Consider the following 23,584-nt stretch of genomic DNA (forward strand, 5'->3'; position numbering starts at 1 on the left):
GGATCGGGTGGCCGGCCGGTCAGGAATCGAGAAGCGCCGGGGCCCGGACCCCGCATAGCGTGGCTCCCGGACGGTGCGGCGGCCAGGCCGCACCGGCGCAGCCGGAGCGGACATACTGCTCGGAAGCGGCCGGACCGAACGATGGAGACACGAAGAGCATGGCCAAGAGGACGGACACGCGGTCGCCCGCGCCCCACATCGCCGACAGCCACGGTCTGATCCGCGTGCACGGCGCGCGCGTGAACAACCTCAAGGACGTCGACATCGAGATCCCCAAGCGCCGGCTGACCGTGTTCACGGGCGTCTCGGGCTCGGGCAAGAGCTCGCTGGTGTTCGACACGATCGCCGCCGAGTCCCAGCGGATGATCAACGAGACCTACAGCGCCTTCGTGCAGGGCTTCATGCCCACGCTGGCGCGGCCGGAGGCCGACGTACTGGAAGGGCTGACGACGGCCATCATCGTCGACCAGCAGCGGATGGGCGCCGATCCGCGCTCCACCGTCGGCACCGCCACCGATGCCAACGCGATGCTGCGCATCCTCTTCAGCCGCCTCGGCGATCCGCACGTCGGCCCGCCCGGCGCGTACGCCTTCAACGTGCCCTCGGTCCGGGCGAGCGGGGCGATCACCGTCGAGAAGGGCTCCAAGAAGACGGTCAGGGCGACCTTCAACCGCACCGGCGGCATGTGTCCGCGCTGCGAGGGCCGCGGCAGCGTCTCCGACATCGACCTGACCCAGCTCTACGACGACTCGAAGTCCCTCAACGAGGGCGCGCTCACGGTCCCCGGCTACAGCATGGACGGCTGGTACGGCCGGATCTTCGGCGGCTGCGGCTTCTTCGACCCGGACAAGCCGATCCGCGAGTACACCCGGAGGGAACTGGACGACCTCCTCCACAAGGAGCCGACGAAGATCAAGGTCGACGGCATCAACCTCACCTACGAGGGGCTGATCCCGAAGATCCAGAAGTCGATGCTGTCCAAGGACGTCGACGCGCTCCAGCCGCACATCCGGGCGTTCGTGGAGCGGGCCACGGCCTTCGCCACCTGCCCCGAGTGCGAGGGCACCCGGCTCACGGCCGAGGCCCGGTCCTCGAAGATCGGGCGGATCAGCATCGCCGACGCCTGCGCCATGCAGATCAGCGACCTGGCCGCGTGGGTCCGCGGCCTGGACGAGCCGTCGGTGGCACCGCTGCTGGAAAAGCTCCGGCACACCCTGGACTCCTTCGTGGAGATCGGTCTCGGCTACCTCGCGCTCGACCGCCCGGCGGGCACCCTCTCGGGCGGCGAGGCGCAGCGCGTCAAGATGGTCCGCCACCTCGGCTCCGCGCTCACCGATGTCACCTACGTCTTCGACGAGCCCACCACGGGGCTGCACCCCCACGACATCCAGCGGATGAACGAACTCCTGCTGCGGCTGCGCGACAAGGGCAACACGGTGCTGGTCGTGGAGCACAAGCCGCAGACGATCGCGATCGCCGACCACGTCGTCGACCTCGGCCCCGGTGCGGGTACGGCGGGCGGCACGGTCTGCTTCGAGGGCTCCGTGGAGGGGCTGCGGGCCTCCGGCACGGTCACCGGCCGCCACCTGGGCGACCGCACCGGTCTGAAGAAGGCCGTACGCGAGCCCTCGGGCGCCCTGGAGATCCGCGGGGCGGACGCGCACAACCTGCGCGGGGTCGACGTGGACGTCCCGCTCGGGGTGCTGGTGGTGGTCACCGGGGTGGCCGGCTCCGGCAAGAGCTCGCTCGTGCACGGGTCGATCCCCGCGGAGGAGGGCGTGGTCCGCGTCGACCAGGGCCCGATCCGCGGCTCGCGCCGGAGCAACCCGGCGACGTACACGGGGCTGCTCGACCCGGTCCGCTCGGCGTTCGCCAAGGCCAACGGCGTGAAGCCGGCCCTGTTCAGCGCCAACTCCGAGGGCGCCTGCCCGGCCTGCAACGGCGCCGGGGTGGTCTTCACGGACCTGGGGATGATGGCCGGCGTCTCCTCCACCTGCGAGGACTGCGAGGGGAAGCGCTACCAGGCGTCCGTGCTGGACTACCGCCTCGGGGGCCGGGACATCAGCGAGGTGCTGGCGATGCCGGTGAGGGAGGCCGAGGAGTTCTTCGGGTCCGGCGAGGCCCGCGTCCCGGCCGCGCACCGCGTCCTCGGGCGGCTCTCGGACGTCGGGCTCGGCTACCTGACCCTCGGCCAGCCGCTCACCACGCTGTCCGGCGGCGAGCGGCAGCGGCTGAAGCTGGCCACGCACATGGCCGACAAGGGCGGGGTCTACGTTCTGGACGAGCCGACGACCGGCCTGCACCTGGCCGACGTGGAGCAGCTCCTCGGCCTGCTCGACCGGCTGGTCGACTCCGGGAAGTCCGTGATCGTCGTCGAGCACCACCCGGCGGTCATGGCGCACGCGGACTGGATCATCGACCTCGGTCCCGGCGCCGGACACGACGGCGGCCGGATCGTCTTCGAGGGCACGCCCGCCGACCTCGTCGCCGCCGGTTCCACCCTCACCGCGGAACACCTCGCGGCCTACGCGGGCGTCTGAACGGGCGCCCGTTCCGGGCCCGCGCGAGCACCGGGCCGTCCGGTCGCCGGTATCCCCATACCGGAGGCCGGACGGCCCTTGTGGTGCGACCGGAAACGGCGCGCGGCCCCGGCACACGGTCTTACCCCCACGGTGGACCGTGCTCCGGCCGGCGCGCCGTCGGCCGTCGGCCGGCTCCGTCGCCCCACCAGTCTGTGCCCGGCCGGCTCCTCCGGGGGCACGTCCTGACGCCCCCTTCGCACAAGCGGACCGATCTTTGACGCGGCCCTGACGTGCCCGTCCCGGCGCGGGAACGGGCCGCCCCGGCCGGGAGGGGGCCGTCCGCGGGCCGGTCACCGAGCCCGGTGCGCACAACTCCGCCATGAACATGACGGGGGTGCGGCTGCCTGGCCTGCTCCTGACCCGTGCGGTGACCCGGGGCCACAGCGGCGTTCACGTCGCCGGGCTCCGCGGGCCGGGCGGGACCGTGACGACGGGGCTCAGCGCCAGTCGTCCCAGGGCGGGTCCTCGTCCAGGTCGTAGGGCGGCTCCTCGCCGTACGGCGGCTCCTGGGCCGGCGGGGGCTCGGCGGCGGCATCCGCCGCGGCCGGGAGCGGGGCGGGCGCGGACGGTGCCGCGCCGAAGCCGGCCAGGGCTTCGAGGACCCCTTCGCCGTACTTGGTGAGCTTGGCCTCGCCGACCCCGCCGACGCCGGCCAGTTCCCCGACCGTGCCGGGCAGGCGCGTGGCGATCTCCCGGAGCGTGGCGTCGTGGAAGACGACGTACGCCGGGACGCCCTGCTCGCGGGCCGTCGCGGCCCGCCAGGCGCGCAGGGCCTCGAAGACCGGGACGGCGGCGGCGGGCAGGTCGACCGGTACCCGGGCGCTCTTGCCGGAGCGCGAGCCGGACTCCTTGCGGGACGGGGCGGCCGGCGCCTTCTCCTTGCGCATCTGGACGGTGCGGCGCCCGCCCAGCACCTCGCCGCTGGCGTCGGTCAGCACGAGGGTGCCGTAGTCGCCCTCGACCGCCAGCAGGCCCAGCGCCAGCAGCTGGCGCACGACCCCGCGCCACTCGGCGGTGCTCAGGTCCGCGCCGATCCCGAACACCGACAGGGCGTCGTGGTCGAACTGGATGACCTTGGCCGTCTTCTTGCCCTGGAGGATGTCGATGATCTGGCCGGCCCCGAACTTCTGGCGCCGTTCCCGCGCCAGCCGCCACACCGTGGACAGCAGCTTCTGCGCGGCGACCGTCCCGTCCCAGGACTCGGCGGGCGTCAGGCAGGTGTCGCAGTTGCCGCAGGGCTCGCCGGTCTGCCCGAAGTACGCGAGCAGCCGGACGCGCCGGCAGTCGACGGTCTCGCACAGCGCCAGCATGGCGTCGAGGTGGGCGGCCAGGGAGCGGCGGTGGTTCTCGTCGCCCTCGGAGCCGTCGATGAGCTTGCGCTGCTGGACGACGTCCTGGAGCCCGTACGCCAGCCAGGCGGTGGCCGGTTCGCCGTCGCGGCCGGCGCGGCCGGTCTCCTGGTAGTAGCCCTCGACCGACTTCGGCAGGTCCAGGTGGGCCACGAAGCGCACGTCCGGCTTGTCGATGCCCATGCCGAAGGCGATCGTGGCCACCACCACGACCCCGTCCTCCCGCAGGAAGCGCGACTGGTTCGCGGCGCGCGTACGGGCGTCCATGCCGGCGTGGTACGCCACGGCGTCGATGCCCTGCTCCACCAGGAAGGCGGCGGTCTTCTCCACCGAGGCCCGCGACAGGCAGTAGACGACGCCGGCGTCCCCGTCGTGCTCGGTCCTGATCAGCTCCAGCAGCTGCGCCAGCGGCTTGTCCTTGGCGACGATGCGGTACTGGATGTTCGGCCGGTCGAAGCTGGCGACGAAGTGCCGGGCGTCCTCCAGGCCCAGCCGCGCCGCGATCTCGGCGTGGGTGGCCTCGGTGGCGGTCGCGGTGAGGGCGATCCGCGGCACCTTCGGCCACCGCTCGTGCAGCATCGACAGGGCCAGGTAGTCGGGCCGGAAGTCATGGCCCCACTGGGCGACGCAGTGCGCCTCGTCGATCGCGAACAGGGACACCCTGCCCCGGTCGAGCAGCCGCTGGGTGCCCTCGGTGCGCAGCCGCTCGGGCGCCAGGTAGAGCAGGTCCAGCTCGTCGGCGAGGAAGGCCTGCTCGACGGCCTGCCGCTGGTACGGGTCCTGCGTGGAGTTGAGGAATCCGGCCCGTACCCCGAGGGCGGTCAGCGCGTCCACCTGGTCCTGCATGAGCGCGATCAGCGGGGAGATCACGATGCCCGTGCCGTCCCTGACGAGGGCCGGGATCTGGTAGCAGAGCGACTTGCCGCCGCCGGTCGGCATCAGCACGAGGGCGTCGCCGCCCCCGGCGACCTGCTCGATGATCTGCTCCTGCTCGCCGCGGAAGGAGCTGTATCCGAACACGCGGTGCAGTACCCGCAGGGAGTCGGAGATCTCGGGGGAAGCGTCCGGAAGGGCCATCCGAGAAGCCTAGCGGCCCCCGCCGACACCCCCGTCCCGCCCGCGGTCGCCGGCGGCCGGGCCCAGCCGCCACAGCGGCCCGGTGCGGCGGTCGCCCAGGGCCGCGAACAGGCCGCGGGCCTCCCCGGGGCTCAGCCCGAGCTCCTCGGTGATCCTGCGGGTGGTGACGTACGCGACTCCGTCCGCCCGCGTCGCGCGCTCCCAGGCGGCGAAGCGGGCCCCGACCCGGGCGGGGTCCCGGTCCGGGCGCGGCGCGGGCGGGGCGGGGGGCAGGGCGGCCGCGCGCCGGCGCTCCCGCTCGATCTCCGAGAAGCCGCACACGGCGCGGGATGCCTCCTCGGCTTCCTCCAGGCCGCGGGTGCCGGCCAGCGCCCGGGCGAGGGGGCTGAGGGCGAGGACCCGGTCCAGGGTGAGCCGGTGGACACCGGCGGCCCGGCCGTCCAGGCATATGGGCCGGGGTGCGTCGCGCGTGCCGCAGACCCCGCGCACCCCGCGGGCGGCGGCGACCAGCAGGGCGCCGGCCTCGGAGGGGTGCCAGTCGAAGACCCCGTTCACGGGCTCGGTGTGCGCGGCGCCGAGGGTGAAGGCCGGCTCGCCGAGCCGTGGCAGCAGGGCGGCCGGGGGGACCTCGTTGTCGAGCCCGGGCCCGGCCACGTACACGCGGACCGGGAGTCCCGTGCCCGCGCAGGCGGCGACGGCGAGGGCGTCGCCGAGCGGGCTGCGCAGGGTGGGCTCGTCGCCCCGCGCCACGATGTCGCCGCCCACGTCGACGAGGTCGATGCGGTCGGCCCGGCACCAGCGGGCGGCCGCCGCGATCTGGCGGGTCAGGCCGATCGTGCCGCCGTAGGGGTCCAGCAGGCCGAGCCGCGGCCGCAGTTCGCCGGACAGGCGCGGGAGCAGGGAGCCGGCCGGGGCGGCGGGCCGCGTCGCGGGAGTGACCAGGGCGAGGTCCGGCGCGACGGACTCGGTGCCGCGGAAGTCGGTGGTGCGCCGGGGCCCGGGGACGGGGTCGACGACCAGCCGCTCCCACGCGTAGGTCAGGACGAGGGCCGGTGTGTCCGCACCGTGCAGGGCGGCGTGGACCATGGCGGCGGTGATCGCGTCACCGCCCCCGCCGGCGGCGACGAGGAGTCTCCGCGCGCCCTCCTGGTCCCTCGTGTCCCTCGTGTCCCTCGTGTTCTTCGTGTGCTTCGCGCTCTCCATGCCGGACACGGATACCCCAGCACAGGGTGCCGCCGCGAGTGCGGCGGATTCCCATACCGGGCCGTTCCGGTACGGAACCCCGGCTTCCACAAAAAGTGCATATGAAGCTCTACACACCGAAAGCCGGTTCATGGGAATTGCACTACAGAAAACGGCCCCGGGGTGAACCTAAGGTGACGCCCTGTCACCAAGAGTGACGTCATTCGCGTGAGTTCCCTTCCGAGAGAAAGCCGATTCCCGTCATGACGACGCCTGTTCTGCTGCCGACGCCGGCCTTCCCGGGCTCCTCCTCCGACCCGGATCCCGAAACCCCGTACGAGCAGTACGTGTACGCCTACCCGCACCAGAAGGCGTACCGCCTGCTCGAGAACGGGCCGCTGCTCAGCGACCTGTGGGCCGGGGAGCGCCTCGACGCGCTCTCCCTCTACGCGCACGTCCCCTTCTGCGAGATGCGCTGCGGCTTCTGCAACCTCTTCACCCGCACCGGAGCCCCCGAGGAGGTCACCGGCGGCTTCCTCGCCACCCTGGAGCGGCAGGCACGCGTGACCCGTGAGGCGCTGGAGGCCAAGGGCGAGCCGATCCGCTTCACCCTCGCCGCGTTCGGCGGCGGCACCCCCACCTACCTCACCGCGGACGAACTCACCCGCCTCTGCGACATCAGCGAGAACATCATGGGGGCCGACCTCAAGGCCGCCTCCTGGTCCGTGGAGACCTCCCCCGCGACCGCGACCGCCGACCGGATCGCCGTACTCGCCGAACGCGGCGCGACCCGGCTGAGCATCGGTGTGCAGAGCTTCGTCGACGAGGAGGCCCGCGCGGCGGTACGGCCCCAGAAGCGGGCCGAGGTCGAGGCCTCCCTCGCCCGCCTCAAGGAGGCGCGGTTCCCGATCCTCAACATCGACCTCATCTACGGCATCGACGGCCAGACCGAGCGCACCTTCAGGATCTCCCTCGACGCCGCCCTCGCCTGGGAGCCGGAGGAGATCTACCTCTACCCGCTGTACGTGCGCCCGCTGACCGGGCTGAGCACGCGCCACGCCACGACCCTCCAGGACTGGAACGACCAGCGGCTGCGGCTCTACCGCTACGGCCGTGACCACCTGCTGTCCGCCGGGTACGAGCAGACCTCCATGCGGGTCTTCCGCCGCTCCGGCACGGCCGCCGCCGACGACACCGACGGCAGCGGCATCAGCGAGTACAACCAGCAGGCCGGCATGGTCGGCCTGGGCGTCGGCGCCCGCTCCTTCACCACCGGCCTGCACTACACCACCGACTACGCGGTCGCGGTGCCGGAGGTGCGGCGGATCATCGACGACTACATCGCCACTCCGACGGAGCGGTTCCGGCGCGCGCAGTGGGCGTTCGCGATGGACGACGGCGAGCGGCGCCGGATGTACGTCCTCCAGCACCTGCTGGAGTCGACGGGCCTGCGCACCGGCGCCTACGAGCAGCGTTTCGCGACGCGCTTCGAGGACGATTTCGGGCCCCAGCTCGACTTCCTGCTGAAGCGGAACTGGCTGCGGGAGAAGGGAGGCACGCTGGGCCTGACCCCGGACGGCATGGCCTGGGCCGACGCGATAGGCCCGATGTTCTTCTCGGACCGCGTCCGGACGAACATGACCGCCTACCACGACCGCTAGACCGGCTCCCGCCGTGAGGGCGGCGACGGCCGTGAGGACGGTGCCGGCCGCGACGGCCGTGCGGGGGCCCGGTGCCGCTCCGGCAGGGATACGAGGACCAGCCCGAGCAGCATCAGCGCCGCGCCGGCCGCCGCCGGCGGCCCGGGCCGCTCACCCAGCACCGCGACCCCCAGCACCGTCGCCACCAGCGGCTCGGTCAGGCTCAGCGTCCCCGTCGTGGCGGCGCTGAGCCGGCCGACGCCCCGGGTGAACAGCAGGTAGCCGAGGGCGGTGGTGCCCAGGCCCAGCCAGCCGATCAGGGCGAGCGAGCGGCCGGTGGCCAGCCCCTCCGGAGCCACCAGCAGGTACGGCGAGACCAGCAGTCCCGCGCAGAGCACGCTCACCGGGGCCGCCGCGCCGAGGTCCGCGCCCGCCGCGGCCAGTCGCTTCGACGCGGCGATGTACACGCCGAAGCTCGCCCCGGCCACCACGCCGAAGGCCACGCCCGGCAGATCGGCGCGCGCCCCGCTGCCGGGCAGCAGCAACAGCGCGATGCCCGGCACGGCGCAGCCCGTCCCCCACAGCCAGCGGCGGGTGAGCCGCTCACCGGAGAGCCGGCGGGCGCACAGCCCGCCGGCCACGGGCACGGTCCCGAAGGTGACGGCCGTCGCCAGGGCCGCCCCGCCGCGTTCCACCGCCTGGAGGAAGCAGACCTGGAAGGCGGCCGTCACCAGCACGCTCAGCCCGAGCCAGCGGCCCGTTCCGGGCCCGCGCAGGGAGCGCAGCCCCGCCGGACGCACCGTGAGCAGACTGAGCACGAATCCGCCCAGCAGCATCCGGCACGCTCCGAGCGACACCGGATGCACGCCCGCGTCCGCCCACAGCTGTGCGGGCCCCACCGTCCCCCACAGCACCGCCGCCGCCAGTACGGACGCCACCGCTCCCACGACTTCCCCCTCCGCCACGTGCAGAACCCGGCGAACGTACCGGGGCGGGATCCTCCGGACCCACTGGGGGAATCCATGGGATTTCCCTCCGGCGCACGGCCCGCTCCGTGTCTTCGCACAAAGGCGCGGTCACGCGGGCCGCCGGTCAGGCGCGGACGGCGACGCCCCCGGCCACGGCGGCGCGGACGGGGGCGGGGGCGGGGGCGGAGCGAGGAGCGGCGGGGCACGGCGTCAGTCGGACATCAGCCCTTCCTCACGACGCCCGACTTGAGCTGCATGGAGCCGAAGCCCTCGATCCTGCAGTCGATGTCGTGACCGTCGACCCCGTCGACGAGCCGGATGTTGCGCACCTTGGTGCCCGCCTTGATCCCGGTCGGGTGGCCCTTGACCTTCAGGCCCTTCACCACGGTCACGGTGTCGCCGTCCGCGAGCACGTTGCCGACCGAGTCCTTGACGACCCGCTCCTCGGGGGCGTCGCCGGTCTCGCCGGCCGCGGCGGGCCATTCGTGGCCGCACTCCGGGCAGACGAGGAGGGCGCCCATCTCGTAGGCGTACGCGCCGGAGCATTCAGGACAGGGGGGAAGGGCGTTCTCGGTCACCCGGTCAGTCTAGGCAACGCGGCGGTGCCCCGCCGACGGCCGTCGGCGGGGCACCGGATCACGCGGGTGGGCGGGATCAGACCTGCGGGACCGGGTAGGTCGGGTACTCCACCCCGGAGACGTGCTGGACGACGCGGATCACCTGGCACGAGTAGCCGAACTCGTTGTCGTACCAGAGGTAGAGGATCGCGTTGTCGCCGTCGACCTTGGTCGCGCCGGCGTCGACGATCGAGGAGTGGCGCGAGCCGACGAAGTCCATGGAGACGGCGTCGGGAGCGGTGGTGAAGTCGATCTGGCGCTTGAGCGGCGAGTGCAGCGAGACGCCGCGGAGGTACTCGAGGACCTCCTCGCGGGTGGTCTCCCGGCCGAGGCGCAGGCTCAGGATGGCGATCGAGACGTCCGGGACGGGGACGCGGATCGAGCTGCCGGTGATCGGGGCCTTGAGGTCGGGCAGCGCCTTGGCGACGGCGGAGGCGGCGCCGGTCTCGGTGATGACCATGTTGAGCGGCGCGGAGCGGCCGCGGCGGTCGGCCTTGTGGTAGTTGTCCAGCAGGTTCTGGTCGTTGGTGAACGAGTGGACGGTCTCGACGTGGCCGCGGAGCACACCGTACTCGTCGTCCATCGCCTTCAGCGGCGGGACGATCGCGTTGGTGGTGCAGGAGGCGCAGGACAGGACCCGCTCGTCCGGCTTGATGGTGTCGTGGTTGACGCCGTGGACGATGTTGGGGACGTCGCCCTTGCCGGGGGCCGTCAGGACGACCTTGTCGATGCCGGGGCGCAGGTGCTTGGAGAGGCCCTCGCGGTCGCGCCACTTGCCCGTGTTGTCGATGAGGATGGCGTCGTTGATGCCGTACTCGGTGTAGTCGACCTCGGACGGGTCGTTCGCGTAGATCACCTTGATGGTGTTGCCGTTGGCGAGGATGGTGCTCGTCGCCTCGTCCACCGTGATGGTGCCCTGGAACTGGCCGTGGATGGAGTCGCGGCGCAGCAGGGAGGCGCGCTTCACCAGGTCCTGGTCGCCGCCACCGCGCACGACGATCGCGCGCAGGCGCAGACCGTTGCCGGAGCCGGCCTTCTCGATGAGCAGGCGGGCGACGAGGCGGCCGATGCGGCCGAAGCCGTAGAGGACGACGTCGCGTCCCTCCCGGCGCTCGATCTTGTTCTCGCCGGTGGCGCCGACGACGGCCTCGGCGGTGAAGTCCTCGACCGACAGACCGCGGTCGTCGGTCTTGTACGTGGCGGCGAGCATGCCGATGTCGATCTGGGACGGGCCCAGGTCGAGGGCGGTGAGGGCCTGGAGGAACGGCATCGTCTCGGTGACCGACAGCTCCTCGCCGTCGATCTGCCGGGCGAAGCGGTGGGCCTTGAGAATGCTCACGACCGACTTGTTCACCAGGGAGCGGCTGTGGAGCAGGATCGTGACGTCCCGTTCCCGGTGCAGCTTCCCGATGAGGGGGATCATCGACTCCGCGATCTCCTCGCGGGTCTTCCAGTTGGCGAACGAGTCCTCGTTGACAGTCACAGACTTTATCTTTCGAGCTAGGCGGCGCTCATATGCTAACCCCCCGCCGGATCGTTCCTTCAAGGGGGACCGTCCGACCGCCCCGGCGGCCCGGACCGAACCCTCCGCCGTGGAGAAAACGCGGGTGGGCGGGGCACCTCCGTGGACAGGTACGGGCCCGGTGGCGGGTTGGTACGTTGCGTCGGCCGCCGGTCCACCGGTCCTCCGGTCCTCCGGTCCGCCGATCCCAGGAGCTGCCGCACATGTCCGACATCAAGGTCCGCGCCGTCCGGCCCGGGGACTTCGCCCAGTGGCGCGCCCTGTACCGGGGCTACGCCGAGTTCTACCGGGTGGAGCAGACGGAGGAGGCCGCCGGCACGGTGTGGGCGTGGGTCAACGACCCCGGGCACGAGGTGAACGCCCTGGTCGCCGAGGACGCCGGGGGCCGGCTGCTGGGGCTGGCGCACTACCGGCCGTTCGCCCGGCCGCTGTCCGCTACCGTCGGCTGCTTCCTGGACGACCTGTTCGTGGCCCCGGAGCACCGCGGGTCCGGAGCCGCGGACCTGCTGCTCGGGGCCCTGCGCGAGCTCGCCGCCGAACGCGGCTGGAGCGTGGTGCGCTGGATCACCGCCGACGACAACCACCGGGCGCGGTCCATGTACGACCGGGTGGCGGCGCGGACCATGTGGGTCACCTACGACATGGCACCCGGCCGTTGATCTTCCCTGCGGAACCCGTGCGGTGCTCCGTCCGGGGGCGCCGCGGAGGGGGAGGAGGGACGATGGGGAGGCGGTACCCGCGCCCGTCGCGTCCCGGTCCCGGACAGCGGGGCCGGCTCCCGGACGGCTCCCGGACGGCTTCCCGTACGGCCGGGCTCCCCGGTTCGGGCGGACGCCGGCGGCCCTACCGGTAAGGAAGACCCATGACCCCGCGTACCCGCCTCCTCGCCATCGGCCCCCTCGTGGCCGCTTCGTTCCTCACCGCCCCCGCCGCTCTCGCGGCGGTCCCCCGGGAGCCGGCGGCCGCCCCGACGGCGACGTGCTCGGTCTCCGGCGTCCTCGACAACGGGAAGGTGCACCTGTCCGGCGGTGGCTTCACCCCTGGTCCGGCCTACGTCCACGGCTCGGCCGGGTTCGGCGGGACGATCGAGATCGCCCAGAACGGCGGCTTCCAGATCCTGAACGTGACGCCCGCCGAGTACAGCGTCCGCCAGGGCGGCGAACTGACCGAGTGCAGCGGATTCGGGGACTGACCGCTCCCGGCGCACGCCGGGGCCGCGGCACGGCTGTCAGCGGCACAGCTCCGCGACGCGTTGCAGTTCGTCCCCCCACACGGCCGCGTCGCGCGGCCCGACGTGCGGGGCGGTGACCGAGCGTACGCGGAAGCGGTTGCGCGGGGTGGTCTCGTCGGCCTCACGGATCATCAGGTCCTGGAGGGCGAGGGGGATCGAGCGGTCCTCGGTGAACCGGAGGAACGTGCGCGGCACCCGGCCCCAGCGGTCCGCCAGCCCGCGGGAGTCGGCGGCTCCGATCGCCGCGGACTCGTCGGGCTCCAGGGTGTTGAGGAGCGCCCACACCTCGGCGTCCGACCGGTCGGCGGCCAGCGCCTCCTTCATCACGGCGAAGGCGGCCGGGTCGTTCGAGCGCCAGTTGACGCGGTTGACGCCCAGCTCCGGCGGGGTTTTGACGGCCGGGATCCGGAACAGGGAGCTGGAGGAGCCCTCGGGGGCCGTCATCAGGTCGAGCACCGAGGTGTGCCGCGTCGGGCAGAAGGCGGAGGCGTACACCAGGTGGTCGATCAGTTCGGGCACCCGGTTGGCGACCGCGTTCAGCGTCGCCCCGCCCAGGCTCTGCCCGACCAGGATCACGGGACCGTTGCGGCGGGCGGCGCGCACGACGCCCTCGACGTGCTCCGCGAAGTCCGCCAGCGTGACCTTGCCGATCGGCGAGGGCTCGGTGCTCAGCCGCTCCAGGTCCTGCGGAGTCTGGTAGGAGAGGGGAAAGTGGGCGCCGAGGCCGTGGCCGGGGAGGTCGACGGCGATCGTCCGGTGTCCGCGCAGGCCCAGTTCGGCCAGGACCGGGGCCCAGCCGTAGGAGTTGCTGCCGGAGCCGTGCACGAGGACGAAGGTGGGCGCGCCGCGCCGGCGGCCGTCGGCGTGCGCGGCGGAGGCTCCGGCGCCCACGGCGGCGACCGTGCCCGCGGCCGCCGCGGCGGCCCTCAGGACTCCGCGCCGCGGCCAGGCGCCGTCCTGGACGATGTCGTTCTGTTCGCTCATACGGGCGACTCTAGGAGCGGCTCGCGCCGGGACCGGCGGGATCCGGCCACTGTCCGCCGGCCGGTCGCCCAGGCCGCCCGGCCGCCCCGGGCCCGCGCGTCCGGCCCCGAGGCGCGCCGGCGGGCCGGGACCGGCCGGGAGGAGCGGACGTAACGGCCCCGGATCCTCCGGCCGTCGCCGGGTCACGCCCGATCCGGCCGCGGCCGTGTCCGGCGGGCTCCGCGCGAGCCGACGCCCCATCAGGTCATCCGTCCCGGACCCTTGACTCCTTCGGGGGCAGTCGGGATTCTCGTCCCACCCTTGCGCGGGGCATGACAATCCATGCCCGGATCCGCCCGCGCCGCGTCCCTCGACCAGACATGAGTGATGACCTTGACCCCGAACCCGCCCCCACGGCCGTACCGCGGCGCCGCGCGCCGAGGGCGCCGCCGCACCGCGCTCCTGACACCGCTCGTGGCCGTGCTCGCCATGCTGCTCGGCCCCGCGCCCCCCTCCTCCGCCGACGGCGGTTCCACGGCCGACGCCGGCTGGTGGGACCCGGCCGCGCGGCCCCGGCCCGACTCGGAGATCAACGTCACCGGCGAGCCCTTCAAGGGCACCGACGCCCAGGGCCGGGTGCGCGGGTTCGTCGACGCGCACGACCACCTGATGTCCAACGAGGGCTTCGGCGGCCGGCTGATCTGCGGCAAGCCCTTCTCCGAGGCGGGCGTCGCGGACGCCCTCAAGGACTGTCCCGAGCACTACCCCGACGGGTCCCTCGCCGTCTTCGACTTCATCACCAAGGGCGGGGACGGCAGGCACGACCCCGACGGCTGGCCCACCTTCAAGGACTGGCCCGCCCACGACTCCCTGACGCACCAGCAGAACTACTACGCCTGGGTCGAGCGGGCCTGGCGCGGCGGCCAGCGGGTCCTGGTCAACGACCTCGTCACCAACGGGGTGATCTGCTCGGTCTACTTCTTCAAGGACCGCGGCTGCGACGAGATGACCGCGATCCGCCTGGAGGCGCGGAAGACGTACGACATGCAGGCCTACGTCGACAAGATGTACGGCGGCCCGGGCAAGGGCTGGTTCCGCATCGTCACCGACTCCGGCCAGGCCCGCGAGGTGATCAAGCAGGGGAAGCTGGCCGTCGTCCTGGGGGTCGAGACCTCGGAGCCCTTCGGCTGCAAGCAGATCCTGGACGTCGCCCAGTGCGGCAGGGACGACATCGACCGCGGCCTGGACGAGCTGCACGCGCTCGGCGTGCGCAGCATGTTCCTGTGCCACAAGTTCGACAACGCCCTGTGCGGGGTCCGCTTCGACGAGGGCGCCCTCGGCACCGCGATCAACGTCGGCCAGTTCCTGTCGACCGGCACCTTCTGGCAGACGGAGCAGTGCACCGGCCCGCAGAAGGACAACCCGATCGGCCTCGCGGCGGCTCCCGGGGCGCAGAAGGAGCTCCCGGCGGGCGTCTCGGTCCCCTCCTACTCCGCCGACGCGCGCTGCAACAAGCGCGGGCTGACCGAACTCGGCGAGTACGCCGTCCGCGGGATGATGAAGCGCGGGATGATGCTGGAGATCGACCACATGGGCGTCAAGGCGGCGGGCCGCGCCTTCGACATCCTGGAGTCCGAGTCCTACCCGGGCGTCATCTCCTCCCACAGCTGGATGGACCTCGGCTGGACCGAGCGGCTCTACAAGCTGGGCGGCTTCGCCGCCCAGTACATGAGCGGCTCCGAGGCCTTCAGCGCGGAGGCCGAGCGGACGGACGCCCTGCGCGACAAGTACGGCGTCGGCTACGGCTACGGCACCGACATGAACGGCGTCGGCGGCTGGCCCGGCCCCCGGGGCGCGGACACCCCGAACCCGGTGAAGTACCCCTTCCGCAGCACCGACGGCGGCTCCGTCATCGACCGGCAGACCACCGGACAGCGCACCTGGGACCTCAACACCGACGGCGCCTCGCACTACGGGCTGGTCCCCGACTGGATCGAGGACATCCGCCTCGTCGGCGGCCAGGACGTGGTGGACGACCTCTTCAGGGGCGCCGAGTCCTACCTCACCACCTGGGGAGGCTCCGAGCGGCACAGGTCCGAGGTGAACCTCGCCGCGGGCGCGCCGGCGTCGGCCTCGTCCTCGGAGTGGTGGAACCCCTTCGTCGCCGACTCCCCCGGCCGGGCCGTGGACGGCGACCCGGGTTCCCGCTGGGCCAGCGAGTGGAACGACGCCCAGTGGCTGCGCGTCGACCTCGGCTCCGCGCACCGGATCGGACGCGTCACCCTCGACTGGGAGCAGGCGTACGGGAAGGCGTACCGGATCGAGGTCTCCACGGACGGCACGAACTGGCAGACGGCCTGGTCCACCGCCGAGGGCGACGGCGGCCTGGACACGGCCCGGTTCGCCGGGGTGACCGCCCGGTACCTGCGCGTCCAGGGGGTCCGGCGGGCCACCCAGTGGGGGTACTCCCTCCACGAGGTCGGCGTCTACAGCAGCTGACACCACCGGCGGGGCCGGCCGGACGCCCCGGCCGGCCCCGCCGCCGTAGCGGGCGGCCCCGCCCAGAGGAGTCCCATGCCCCGGATGCCGTCGGCCGACCGGCGCGCCCAGCTCACCGAGGCGGCGATCCGCGCGATGACCCGCGACGGCGTCGCCCGGACGACGACCCGCTCGATCGCCGCCGAGGCCGGTGTGTCCCTGAGCGTCTTCCACTACTGCTTCGACTCCAAGCAGGAGCTGCTGGAGTCCGTCCTCGAGGCGATCACCGCGCACTACATCGCGGTGGTGAAGGAGGCGATCCGGCCGAAACCCACCCTCCGCGAGACCGTCCGGGCCGGCTTCCAGGCGTACTGGGACCACGTGGGCGCCCAGCCCGGCGAGCACATGCTCACCTACGAGCTCACCCAGTACGCCCTGCGCCGGCCCGGTTTCGAGCACCTGGCCCGCGGCCAGTACGAGCTGTACCGGCAGACCTACGAGGAGCTGATCGGGCAGCTGTGCCGGGACATGTCGCTCGTCCCGAAGGTTCCGGCCCCCGTACTGGCCCGGTACCTGGCGGCCATGACCGACGGCCTGACCCTGAGCGTGCTGGTCCTCGGCGACGAGAAGCCCGCCGGGGCGCTCCTGGACATGATCACCGAGCACGTCGTGGGGCTGATGGAGGGCTGAGCGGTCAGTCGGGCTCCGCCGCCCGCCAGACGGTGGTGATGTTGCAGAACTCGCGGATGCCGTGGCCGGACAGCTCCCGCCCGTACCCCGACCGCTTGACCCCGCCGAAGGGCAGGGCGGGGTGGGAGGCGGTCATCCCGTTGACGAAGACGCCTCCGGCCTCGAGGTCGCGCACGAAGCGCTCCAGGTCGGAGTCGTCGCGGGTCCAGACGTTGGAGCTGAGTCCGAAGGGCGTGTGGTTGGCCCGCTCCACGGCCTCGTCCAGGCCGTCGACCCGGTAGAGGGTGGCGACGGGCCCGAAGGTCTCCTCCAGGTCGATGCGCATGGCCGGGGTGACGTCGGCCAGGACGGTCGGCTCGTAGAACCAGCCGTCCGGGTGGCCGGGCGGCCGCCGCCCGCCGCACAGGACGGTGGCCCCCTGCCGTACGGCGTCGTCGACCAGCTCCTCGACGTCGGCGCGGCCGCCCTCGGTGGCCAGCGGGCCGACGTCGGTGGACTCGCGCATCGGGTCGCCCACGGTCAGCGCCTCCATGCCCTCCGTGAAGAGGCGGGCGAACTCCTCGTAGACGTCGGTGTGGACGATGAACCGCTTGGCGGCGATGCAGGACTGGCCGTTGTTCTGCACCCGCGCGGTCACGGCGGTCCGCGCGGCCCGCGCGATGTCCGCCGAGGGCATCACGATGTACGGGTCGCTGCCGCCGAGCTCCAGGACGGTCTTCTTGACCTCGTCCCCCGCGACGGAGGCCACGGCGCGTCCGGCCGGCTCGCTCCCGGTCAGGGTGGCCGCCGCCACCCTCGGGTCGCGCAGGATGCCCTCGACGGGGCCCGAGCCGATCAGCAGGGTCTGGAAGCAGCCCTGCGGGAAGCCCGCCCGTTCGAAGAGGTCACCGAGGTACAGGGCCGTCTGGGGGACGTTCGACGCGTGCTTGAGCAGGCCCACGTTGCCGGCCATGAGGGCGGGCGCGGCGAAGCGCACGACCTGCCAGAGGGGGAAGTTCCACGGCATGACCGCCAGGACCACGCCCAGGGGCCGGTAGCGGACGGTCACGGCGGAGGCACCCGCGTCGCGCACGTCGGCGTCGGCGGGCCGCTCGTCCGCGAGGAGGGACTCGGCGTGGGCCGCGTACCAGCGCATCGCCTTGACGCACTTGGCGGCCTCCGCGCGGGCCGCCACGAGGGGTTTGCCCATCTCGACGGTCATGGTGCGGGCGACGTCCTCCGCCTCCGCCTCCAGCAGGTCCGCCGCGCGGTCCAGCAGCGCCGACCGCTCGGCGAAGGGGGTGTGCCGGTACGTGGCGGCCGTGCGCGCGGCCAGGGCGAGGCAGTGCTCGACAGCGGCGGCGTCGAGGGCGTCGAAGGAGAGCAGCGTCTTGCCCGTCGTGGGGTTGACGGTGGCGATGGGCATGGTCGGGCCTTCCTGCGAGGGAACCGCCCCACCGACCCTGCCCGCCCCGGCCCGCCCCCGCAACGCGAGGCGCGGTCCGCCCGCCGCCTAGCGGCGGCCGCGCGGCTTGCCGCCCCGCTTGGCGGCCGGTTTGCCGCCCGACCGGGCCGCGGGCTTGCCCGCGGTCCGGGCGCCGCCGCTCTTGGCGCCACCGGTCTTCGCGCCGCCCGCCTTGGTGCCCGCCCTGCCGCCCGCGGCGCCGGCGGTCTTGCGCTGCTTGGGCTGCGGCGGGGTGGGCTGGCGGCCCCGGGTGCTGTTCACGGTCCGCCCGCGGACGATCCCGATGAACTCCTCCACCAGGTCGGTGGTCCTCTCCTCCGGCCAGGACAGCGCGATCCGCGAAGCGGGGGCGTCGGAGACCGTCCGGTAGGTCAGGTCCTTGCGGTGGTGCAGGCGGGCGAGGGACTGCGGGACGACGAGGACGCCGATGCCCGCCGCGACCAGCTCGATGGCGTCCGCCGTGGTGGCGGGCCGCTCGAAGGCGGGGCGTCCGGGCAGGGTCTGCCAGTCGAGGACGTCGTCGAGGGGGTGCAGCACGATCTCGTCGGCCAGGTCCTCGGTGGTGACCTCCTCGACGGCGGCCACGACGTGGTCCTTGGGGACCACCACGACGGTCGTCTCGGTGTAGAGCGGGATCGCGCTGAGGTCCGCCCCGTCCACGGGCATCCGTACGAAGCCGGCGTCGGCGTCGGCCGTGCGCAGCGCGGCGAAGGCCTCGGCGGCGGGCACGCCGACGAGGGTCAGCGGGACGTCGGGCAGCCGCTCGTTCCAGATCCGCACCCACTTCGTGGGCGTCACTCCCGGGACGTAGGCGAGCCGGAAGGAAGGGGGTACATCCGAGCCTGTCACCCCGCCAGGTTACCGGTCGTGGTCGGAGGTAGCGCACATGCTCGATACCCTTGACTCCATGACGTCGCACCAGAGCACCCAGACGATGAAGCCCGCGACCGCGGCGAAGAAGCTGGGTGTGTACCTCGAGGCCACCCCCGCAGAGTTCCAGGAGGGTGTCATCTCGCGCACCGAGCTGAACGCACTCCAGGCCGAGCCGCCGGCCTGGCTGGTGGAGCTGCGGCGCAACGGCCCGCACCCGCGCCCGGTGGTCGCCTCGAAGCTGGGCGTCTCCATCGCCGGTCTCGCGCGCGGCGGGGTCACCGAGGCGCTCACCACCGAGCAGATCGAGGCCATCAAGCAGGAGAACCCGGAGTGGCTGCAGAAGGAGCGCGCCACCCAGGCCGAGGTCCGGAAGGAAGCGGTGCGGATCAAGGAGAAGCAGGCGGAGGAGGCCGCTCGGCGCGCCGAGAAGCAGGGCTGATCCTCCTCCCCGCACACTGACGACGGCCGGGCCGGGTCCTTTCGGGGACCCGGCCCGGCCGCGTCTGCGCCCGGGGTCGCGCGGGGCCGTGCCGCCGCACGCCCTTGCGCATGCGTGTCCGCCATCGCTTCCGGACGGCCGTCCCGTCCCGGCCCCTCGTGCCGCCGCGGCGGCCGGCCGGGGCCGCGTCCGCACGACCGCCTGAAACCCGTTCGCCCGTACGGCGTTAGAAGGACGTACGGACCGGCGCGTGCGCTCCCGCCCGCGCCGGTCCGCGCGACCGCCGACCACGAGCGACACGAGTACGAGGAGCGAGATGACGGACCCCAGGCCGGCCGGTTCCGGCCGAAGGAGACTGGCCGCCCGCTGCCGCCGCATCACCGAGGCACCGTCGTTCGGGATGGGTGTCTTCGCCGTGATCCTGCTCAACGCGGCGCTGATGGGCGCGGAGACGTACAGCGGGCTGGCCGCCGCGAACCGTCACGTGCTCCAGATCGCGGAGGACTCCTGCCTCACCCTCTTCACGCTGGAGATGCTGCTGCGGGTGGGCGCCCACGCCGACCGGCCGAAAGCATTCTTCCGGGACCCCTGGAACCTCTTCGACCTGCTGATCCTGACCTCCGCCTTCCTGCCGTTCCTGCGCGACAACACCACCGTGCTGCGGCTGCTGCGCCTCGCCCGCGTGCTGCGCACCGCCCGCTTCCTGCCCCACCTGCGGATCCTGCTGCTCGCGGTCGGGCGCAGCCTGCCCGGCACGGCCAGCTTCCTGTTCATCGGCGCGCTGGTGGTGTACGTGTACGCCATGGTCGGCTGGGTCTGCTTCGCCTCCTCCGACCCGCAGCACTACGGCTCGGTCGGGCGGGCCGCGCTCACCCTGTTCCTGCTGACCACCCTGGACGGGCTGACGGACGCGGTCCGGGCCGGGCTGGAGATCTCCCGGTTCAGCATCCTCTACTACGCCTCGTACGCGCTCCTCGCCTCCTTCGTCCTGGTCAACGTCCTGATCGGGGTCGTGCTGAACTCGCTGGACGAGGCCCGGGAGATGGAGGACGCCGACGCGCGGGCCCGGGAGCGCGCGGCGAACGCCATGGACCCCGTCGACGAGGTCCGGGACCGGATCGCGGCCGCCCGCCTCGCACTGGACGACCTGGAGGCGAGCCTCGAGCCGGCCAGGTCCGTGGCGCCCTGCGCGCAGGAGCGGGAGCACCCGGCGGACCGGCGGCTGGAGAACGCCGTGTAGTGGACGGCGCCGCGGTCCGCTCGGGGGTCAGCCGCCGTCGCGGACCGCGACGATGCCGTTGAACACGCCGACGTACGCGGTGCCGTCGGGCCCGAGGGTGATCGGCGCCCAGTTGTTGTCGTACAGGGGGCCGGTGCCCGTCAGCTGCCGCCAGCGGCGTTCGCCGGTGCGGAAGTCGACGGCGGTGAGGTACCAGGCGTCGATGCCCCAGGAGTTGGGCTCCTTCTCGTAGAAGTACAGCAGCCCGTTCCCGGTGGAGAGCTTCGGGACCACGGAGGGGGCGCGGATCGCGCTCTCCCACACCGTGTCGCAGCCGCTGCCGTCCGCGCGGACGTCGATCCGGCTGACACCGCCGACGACCGAACCGCCCAGGAGCAGCGAGGCCGGGTTCTCGTAGCCGTGGTTGTTCTCGACGACGATGCTGTTGCCCCAGGTGATCAGCGAGTTGTCGGTGGCCGAGGCGCCGGACGCGAAGACGGGCACCTTGCACACCAGCCGCCGGGCGTCGGGGACGTCCGCTCCGCGGCGGTAGACCAGCACGTTCATCCGGTCGTCGGCGTTGTCGGTGATGGCGACGTAGCCGTCGCCGAAGAGGTCCGGGGTGGTGCCCGACCCCTGGTTCACGGAGCCCGGCTTGGTCCCGGTGCCCCGGTCGTACGTCTGGCGCCATTGCACCTGGGGGGTGCCGTCCGGGCGGGCACGGAAGCTGTACAGGGCGTGGTCGGTGACCACGGAGACGCCGTCCTCGGCGACCGAGAAGGAGTTCTGGATCTCCTCGCCGTCCAGCCGGACGGAACGGATCCGCGAGGTGGCCGGGTCGACGGTGCCCACGCGGCCCTGCCGGGTCACCCACCAGATGAGGCCGTTCCAGTCGGGCATGACCGACGTGACGGGGTCGCAGGTGCCGCCGGGCCGCGGGTCGGTCCAGCGGGCGCAGTCGTGCGGCACCAGGCCGGTGAGGTCCCAGTCGTCCTCGACGGTGAACTTCCAGGTCCCGTCGGGGCTGCGGGAGTGGGCGAGACGCAGGATGTGCTGGCGGGAGTCGGCGAGCACCGCGCGGTCCTGGTCGTCCAGGTAGAAGTAGGCGCCGCCCGAGGTGTCCTTGAAGATCTTCGTGAGGTCGAGGGAGGTGAGCGCCTCGACGGTGGAGGAGCGCTGCGGGAGCTTGTACTCCGCGAGCGTGGCGAGCGTACGGGGCTCCAGGAGCCTGACCTGGAAGCCGGAGAAGGCGCCGCAGACGGTGACGAGGCGGCCGCCCGCGTCGAAGGTGACGGTGGCGCATTCGCCGCCGAGGGCGGCGATCCTCTCGCTGGTGACCCGCGGGTTCCTCCCCAGCGGGCCGGACCACGGCGAGGTGGCGCTGCCGGCCGCGTCCGCGTGCATGCCGCTGCGGCCGTTGGGCGCGAGGAAGGGGTGCTGGGGCGGCGCCGTACCCGGCAGCGGGGCGGGGGTGGCGGGGGCCCCTTCGTACTGGCTGACCAGGCGGTGGCCGGGCGTCTTGGGGATCTCGTGGGCCCGGGCGGCGGGGGCGGTCCCGCCGAAGGCCGCCAGGACGGCGAGGGCCGGGACCACGGCGCAGTGCAGCGCTCTTCGCAACATCGGGTCGTCCTCCTCGCTCCACGGTGCTGTCCGTAGCGCGGCGGCAGCGCGGCGGCAGCGCGCCGCCGCCGAGACGCTAGACCGCGTGGTCCGAGGAGTCCATGGACGGGCCGGATGATTCACGAAGGCGCAACAGACGGCCGACCGCCGGTGATGTCGCTCCAGTCCGCGGTGCGGTCGCACCAGCGGCCCAGCAGCACCGGGTCGTGTCCGACGGCCAGCAGACCGGCTCCGGTCCGCCTCCGGTACGCCTCGACCACCCCGACCAGGGCCGCCGTGGTGGAAGCGTCGAGCATGGCGGTCATCTCGTCGCAGACCAGCCAGCGGGGACGCAGGACCAGGGCCCGGGCCAGGCAGGCGCGCTGCAGCTGGCCGTCGCTGACCTCGTGGGGGCGCCGGGCGAGGAGGTCGGCGCCGAGGCCGACCAGGTCGGCCAGCTCCCCGACGGCGGATGCCGCTTCCTTGCGCCGGCCCGTGGCCCGGAGGGGTTCCGCGACGAGGTCGTACAGGCTGAGGCGGGGGTCCGCGGAGAGGCGGGGCTGCTGGAAGACCACGCCGACTTCGATGCGCAGGGAGCGCGGGGCGCGGTGCCGGAAGCCCGTCACCGCGCGGCCGTCGAGGGCCACCGTCCCGCGGTCGGGCCGGTGCAGCAGGGCGGCGACCCGGGCCAGGGTGGACTTGCCGCAGCCGCTGGGGCCGAGCAGCCCGACGGCCTCGCCCGGGCGTATCGCGAGGTGCGCGTCCCGCACGACCGGGCGGCGGCGGTCGTAGCCGGCGGTGATGCCCTCGAGCTCAAGCATGGTGGCAGGCCACCCCTTCGGTCAGCGGGGGCCGCCCGGACCGGCAGGCGCCGTCGGCCAGGGCGCAGCGGGCGGCGAAGGCGCAGCCGGGGGGCAGGTCGCCCAGCTCGGGCGGGGCGCCGGGGATGGGGGTGAAGGCGCGCTCGGGCAGGGCGTCGAGCAGGCCGCGGGCGTAGGGGTGGCGGGGTCCCGGCCGGCCGAAGAAGGCTTCGGCGGGGCCGAGTTCCACGATCCGGCCCGCGTACATGACGGCGACGGTGTCGGCGATGCGGCGGGCCGCCGCCAGGTCGTGGGTGATCATCAGCAGGGCGCGGCCGGCGTCCCGGGTGTGGGCGCGCAGTTCGTCGGCGGTGCGGTCGACCAGTCCCCGGTCGAGGCCGGTGGTGGGCTCGTCGGCGAGGAGCAGGGGCGCGTCCCCGATGAGGGCGAGGGCGGTTGCGGCGCGCTGGGCGAGGCCGCCGGAGAGCTGGTGCGGGTAGCGGTCGAGGTGGCTCGCGGGGAAGGCGGCGCGTGCGGCCGCGGCTTCGGCGGCCGCAGCCGGGTCGCCGGGGCCGGTGAGCTCGCGGACGGTCTCCTCCAGGTGGGAGCGGACGGTGCGGACGGGGGTGAGGTGCGCGGCCGGGCTCTGCGGGACGAGGCCGACGCGGCGCCCGCGTACCGTGCGGGCCAGGGTCCGCTCGTCGGCGGCGAGCAGGTCGAGGCCGTCGGCGAGGCGGGCGGAGCCTGCGGTCTCGGCGTTGGCGGGGAGCAGGCCGAGCAGGGCCGAGGCGAGGACGGATTTGCCGCAGCCGCTCTCGCCGACGAGGGCGAGGCACTCGCCGGGCCCGAGGCGGAACGCGGCGTCGGAGACGGCCTCGACGTACCGTCCGCCACGCATCCGGAAGCGGACG

19 protein-coding genes are annotated in these 23,584 nt (G+C 73.4%); 8 read left to right on the forward strand and 11 right to left on the reverse strand.

Features of this window, described 5'->3' with window-relative positions; genetic code table 11:
- Positions 1-158 precede the first annotated feature (158 nt).
- Positions 159-2,540, forward strand: coding sequence for an ATP-binding cassette domain-containing protein (locus ACZ514_RS21215; protein ID WP_468165657.1), 2,382 nt, complete (start codon positions 159-161; stop codon positions 2,538-2,540).
- 479 nt (positions 2,541-3,019) lie between these two features.
- On the opposite strand, the gene recQ is transcribed toward ACZ514_RS21215, so the two are convergent.
- Positions 3,020-5,008: a DNA helicase RecQ gene (gene recQ, locus ACZ514_RS21220; protein WP_469125384.1), complete on the reverse strand. Its 1,989-nt coding sequence runs from the start codon at positions 5,006-5,008 to the stop codon at positions 3,020-3,022.
- Between the two features lie 9 nt (positions 5,009-5,017).
- On the reverse strand, positions 5,018-6,211 hold the full coding sequence (locus tag ACZ514_RS21225) for a DUF1152 domain-containing protein (protein WP_469125385.1): 1,194 nt from the start codon (positions 6,209-6,211) through the stop codon (positions 5,018-5,020).
- A gap of 242 nt (positions 6,212-6,453) precedes the next feature.
- Between ACZ514_RS21225 and ACZ514_RS21230 the strand changes: the two genes are divergently transcribed.
- Positions 6,454-7,851, forward strand: coding sequence for an STM4012 family radical SAM protein (locus ACZ514_RS21230; protein WP_469125386.1), 1,398 nt, complete (start codon positions 6,454-6,456; stop codon positions 7,849-7,851).
- On the opposite strand, the gene ACZ514_RS21235 is transcribed toward ACZ514_RS21230, so the two are convergent.
- The 3 genes from ACZ514_RS21235 to ACZ514_RS21245 form a co-directional block, all read right to left on the reverse strand.
- Positions 7,848-8,795 (reverse strand): DMT family transporter, encoded by a 948-nt coding sequence (locus ACZ514_RS21235; protein WP_469125387.1) that lies wholly within the window; start codon positions 8,793-8,795, stop codon positions 7,848-7,850. The two genes, ACZ514_RS21230 and ACZ514_RS21235, sit on opposite strands and share 4 nt — an antisense overlap.
- A 224-nt stretch (positions 8,796-9,019) precedes the next feature.
- Positions 9,020-9,376: a zinc ribbon domain-containing protein YjdM gene (locus ACZ514_RS21240; RefSeq protein ID WP_468165646.1), complete on the reverse strand. Its 357-nt coding sequence runs from the start codon at positions 9,374-9,376 to the stop codon at positions 9,020-9,022.
- A gap of 76 nt (positions 9,377-9,452) precedes the next feature.
- The gene (locus tag ACZ514_RS21245) at positions 9,453-10,898 is read right to left on the reverse strand and encodes a glyceraldehyde-3-phosphate dehydrogenase (RefSeq protein WP_468165644.1); all 1,446 of its coding nucleotides are present in this window, start codon (positions 10,896-10,898) and stop codon (positions 9,453-9,455) included.
- A gap of 242 nt (positions 10,899-11,140) precedes the next feature.
- Here ACZ514_RS21245 and ACZ514_RS21250 point away from each other — a divergent pair, with 242 nt between their 5' ends.
- Both ACZ514_RS21250 and ACZ514_RS21255 read left to right on the forward strand, forming a co-directional pair.
- Positions 11,141-11,596 (forward strand): GNAT family N-acetyltransferase, encoded by a 456-nt coding sequence (locus ACZ514_RS21250; RefSeq protein ID WP_469125388.1) that lies wholly within the window; start codon positions 11,141-11,143, stop codon positions 11,594-11,596.
- Between the two features lie 203 nt (positions 11,597-11,799).
- The gene (locus ACZ514_RS21255; protein ID WP_468165640.1) at positions 11,800-12,129 is read left to right on the forward strand and encodes a hypothetical protein; all 330 of its coding nucleotides are present in this window, start codon (positions 11,800-11,802) and stop codon (positions 12,127-12,129) included.
- A 36-nt stretch (positions 12,130-12,165) separates the two neighbouring features.
- On the opposite strand, the gene ACZ514_RS21260 is transcribed toward ACZ514_RS21255, so the two are convergent.
- A complete protein-coding gene (locus tag ACZ514_RS21260; protein WP_468165638.1) occupies positions 12,166-13,152 on the reverse strand; it encodes an alpha/beta hydrolase in 987 nt (328 codons plus the stop codon).
- A gap of 468 nt (positions 13,153-13,620) precedes the next feature.
- Between ACZ514_RS21260 and ACZ514_RS21265 the strand changes: the two genes are divergently transcribed.
- On the forward strand, positions 13,621-15,630 hold the full coding sequence (locus ACZ514_RS21265) for a galactose-binding domain-containing protein (protein ID WP_469125432.1): 2,010 nt from the start codon (positions 13,621-13,623) through the stop codon (positions 15,628-15,630).
- 75 nt (positions 15,631-15,705) lie between these two features.
- The gene (locus ACZ514_RS21270; protein WP_469125389.1) at positions 15,706-16,299 is read left to right on the forward strand and encodes a TetR/AcrR family transcriptional regulator; all 594 of its coding nucleotides are present in this window, start codon (positions 15,706-15,708) and stop codon (positions 16,297-16,299) included.
- Between the two features lie 4 nt (positions 16,300-16,303).
- Here the strand turns inward: ACZ514_RS21270 and ACZ514_RS21275 are convergent, their stop codons facing one another.
- Both ACZ514_RS21275 and ACZ514_RS21280 read right to left on the reverse strand, forming a co-directional pair.
- Positions 16,304-17,704 (reverse strand): NADP-dependent succinic semialdehyde dehydrogenase, encoded by a 1,401-nt coding sequence (locus tag ACZ514_RS21275; RefSeq protein ID WP_468165634.1) that lies wholly within the window; start codon positions 17,702-17,704, stop codon positions 16,304-16,306.
- Between the two features lie 87 nt (positions 17,705-17,791).
- Positions 17,792-18,592 (reverse strand): LysR substrate-binding domain-containing protein, encoded by an 801-nt coding sequence (locus tag ACZ514_RS21280; RefSeq protein ID WP_468700205.1) that lies wholly within the window; start codon positions 18,590-18,592, stop codon positions 17,792-17,794.
- 58 nt (positions 18,593-18,650) lie between these two features.
- Between ACZ514_RS21280 and ACZ514_RS21285 the strand changes: the two genes are divergently transcribed.
- Entirely contained in the window at positions 18,651-19,055 is a 405-nt protein-coding gene (locus ACZ514_RS21285; RefSeq protein WP_388937052.1) for a DUF5997 family protein, read from the forward strand.
- A 316-nt stretch (positions 19,056-19,371) separates the two neighbouring features.
- Positions 19,372-20,295 (forward strand): ion transporter, encoded by a 924-nt coding sequence (locus tag ACZ514_RS21290; protein WP_469125390.1) that lies wholly within the window; start codon positions 19,372-19,374, stop codon positions 20,293-20,295.
- Between the two features lie 27 nt (positions 20,296-20,322).
- Here the strand turns inward: ACZ514_RS21290 and ACZ514_RS21295 are convergent, their stop codons facing one another.
- From ACZ514_RS21295 to ACZ514_RS21305, 3 genes are all read right to left on the reverse strand, one after another.
- Positions 20,323-21,894: a hypothetical protein gene (locus tag ACZ514_RS21295; RefSeq protein ID WP_469125391.1), complete on the reverse strand. Its 1,572-nt coding sequence runs from the start codon at positions 21,892-21,894 to the stop codon at positions 20,323-20,325.
- A 119-nt stretch (positions 21,895-22,013) separates the two neighbouring features.
- Positions 22,014-22,694 (reverse strand): ABC transporter ATP-binding protein, encoded by a 681-nt coding sequence (locus tag ACZ514_RS21300; protein WP_468700199.1) that lies wholly within the window; start codon positions 22,692-22,694, stop codon positions 22,014-22,016.
- Positions 22,687-23,571 carry an ABC transporter ATP-binding protein gene (locus ACZ514_RS21305; protein WP_469125433.1) on the reverse strand — a complete coding sequence of 295 codons (885 nt, stop codon included), beginning with the start codon at positions 23,569-23,571 and terminating at the stop codon, positions 22,687-22,689. The genes ACZ514_RS21300 and ACZ514_RS21305 overlap by 8 nt, the downstream gene beginning before the upstream one ends.
- Positions 23,572-23,584 lie beyond the last annotated feature (13 nt).

Source organism: Streptomyces sp. NPDC034086 (assembly GCF_055575515.1).

Bases quoted from the DNA above. Each gene is read 5' to 3' on its own strand.
- ACZ514_RS21215 (WP_468165657.1), top strand. From the start codon at position 159: ATGGCCAAGAGGACGGACACGCGGTCGCCCGCGCCCCACATCGCCGAC.
- recQ (WP_469125384.1), bottom strand. From the start codon at position 5,008: ATGGCCCTTCCGGACGCTTCCCCCGAGATCTCCGACTCCCTGCGGGTA.
- ACZ514_RS21225 (WP_469125385.1), bottom strand. From the start codon at position 6,211: ATGGAGAGCGCGAAGCACACGAAGAACACGAGGGACACGAGGGACACG.
- ACZ514_RS21230 (WP_469125386.1), top strand. From the start codon at position 6,454: ATGACGACGCCTGTTCTGCTGCCGACGCCGGCCTTCCCGGGCTCCTCC.
- ACZ514_RS21250 (WP_469125388.1), top strand. From the start codon at position 11,141: ATGTCCGACATCAAGGTCCGCGCCGTCCGGCCCGGGGACTTCGCCCAG.
- ACZ514_RS21255 (WP_468165640.1), top strand. From the start codon at position 11,800: ATGACCCCGCGTACCCGCCTCCTCGCCATCGGCCCCCTCGTGGCCGCT.
- ACZ514_RS21260 (WP_468165638.1), bottom strand. From the start codon at position 13,152: ATGAGCGAACAGAACGACATCGTCCAGGACGGCGCCTGGCCGCGGCGC.
- ACZ514_RS21265 (WP_469125432.1), top strand. From the start codon at position 13,621: ATGCTGCTCGGCCCCGCGCCCCCCTCCTCCGCCGACGGCGGTTCCACG.
- ACZ514_RS21270 (WP_469125389.1), top strand. From the start codon at position 15,706: ATGCCCCGGATGCCGTCGGCCGACCGGCGCGCCCAGCTCACCGAGGCG.
- ACZ514_RS21275 (WP_468165634.1), bottom strand. From the start codon at position 17,704: ATGCCCATCGCCACCGTCAACCCCACGACGGGCAAGACGCTGCTCTCC.
- ACZ514_RS21285 (WP_388937052.1), top strand. From the start codon at position 18,651: ATGACGTCGCACCAGAGCACCCAGACGATGAAGCCCGCGACCGCGGCG.
- ACZ514_RS21290 (WP_469125390.1), top strand. From the start codon at position 19,372: ATGACGGACCCCAGGCCGGCCGGTTCCGGCCGAAGGAGACTGGCCGCC.
- ACZ514_RS21295 (WP_469125391.1), bottom strand. From the start codon at position 21,894: ATGTTGCGAAGAGCGCTGCACTGCGCCGTGGTCCCGGCCCTCGCCGTC.
- ACZ514_RS21300 (WP_468700199.1), bottom strand. From the start codon at position 22,694: ATGCTTGAGCTCGAGGGCATCACCGCCGGCTACGACCGCCGCCGCCCG.
- ACZ514_RS21305 (WP_469125433.1), bottom strand. From the start codon at position 23,571: ATGCGTGGCGGACGGTACGTCGAGGCCGTCTCCGACGCCGCGTTCCGC.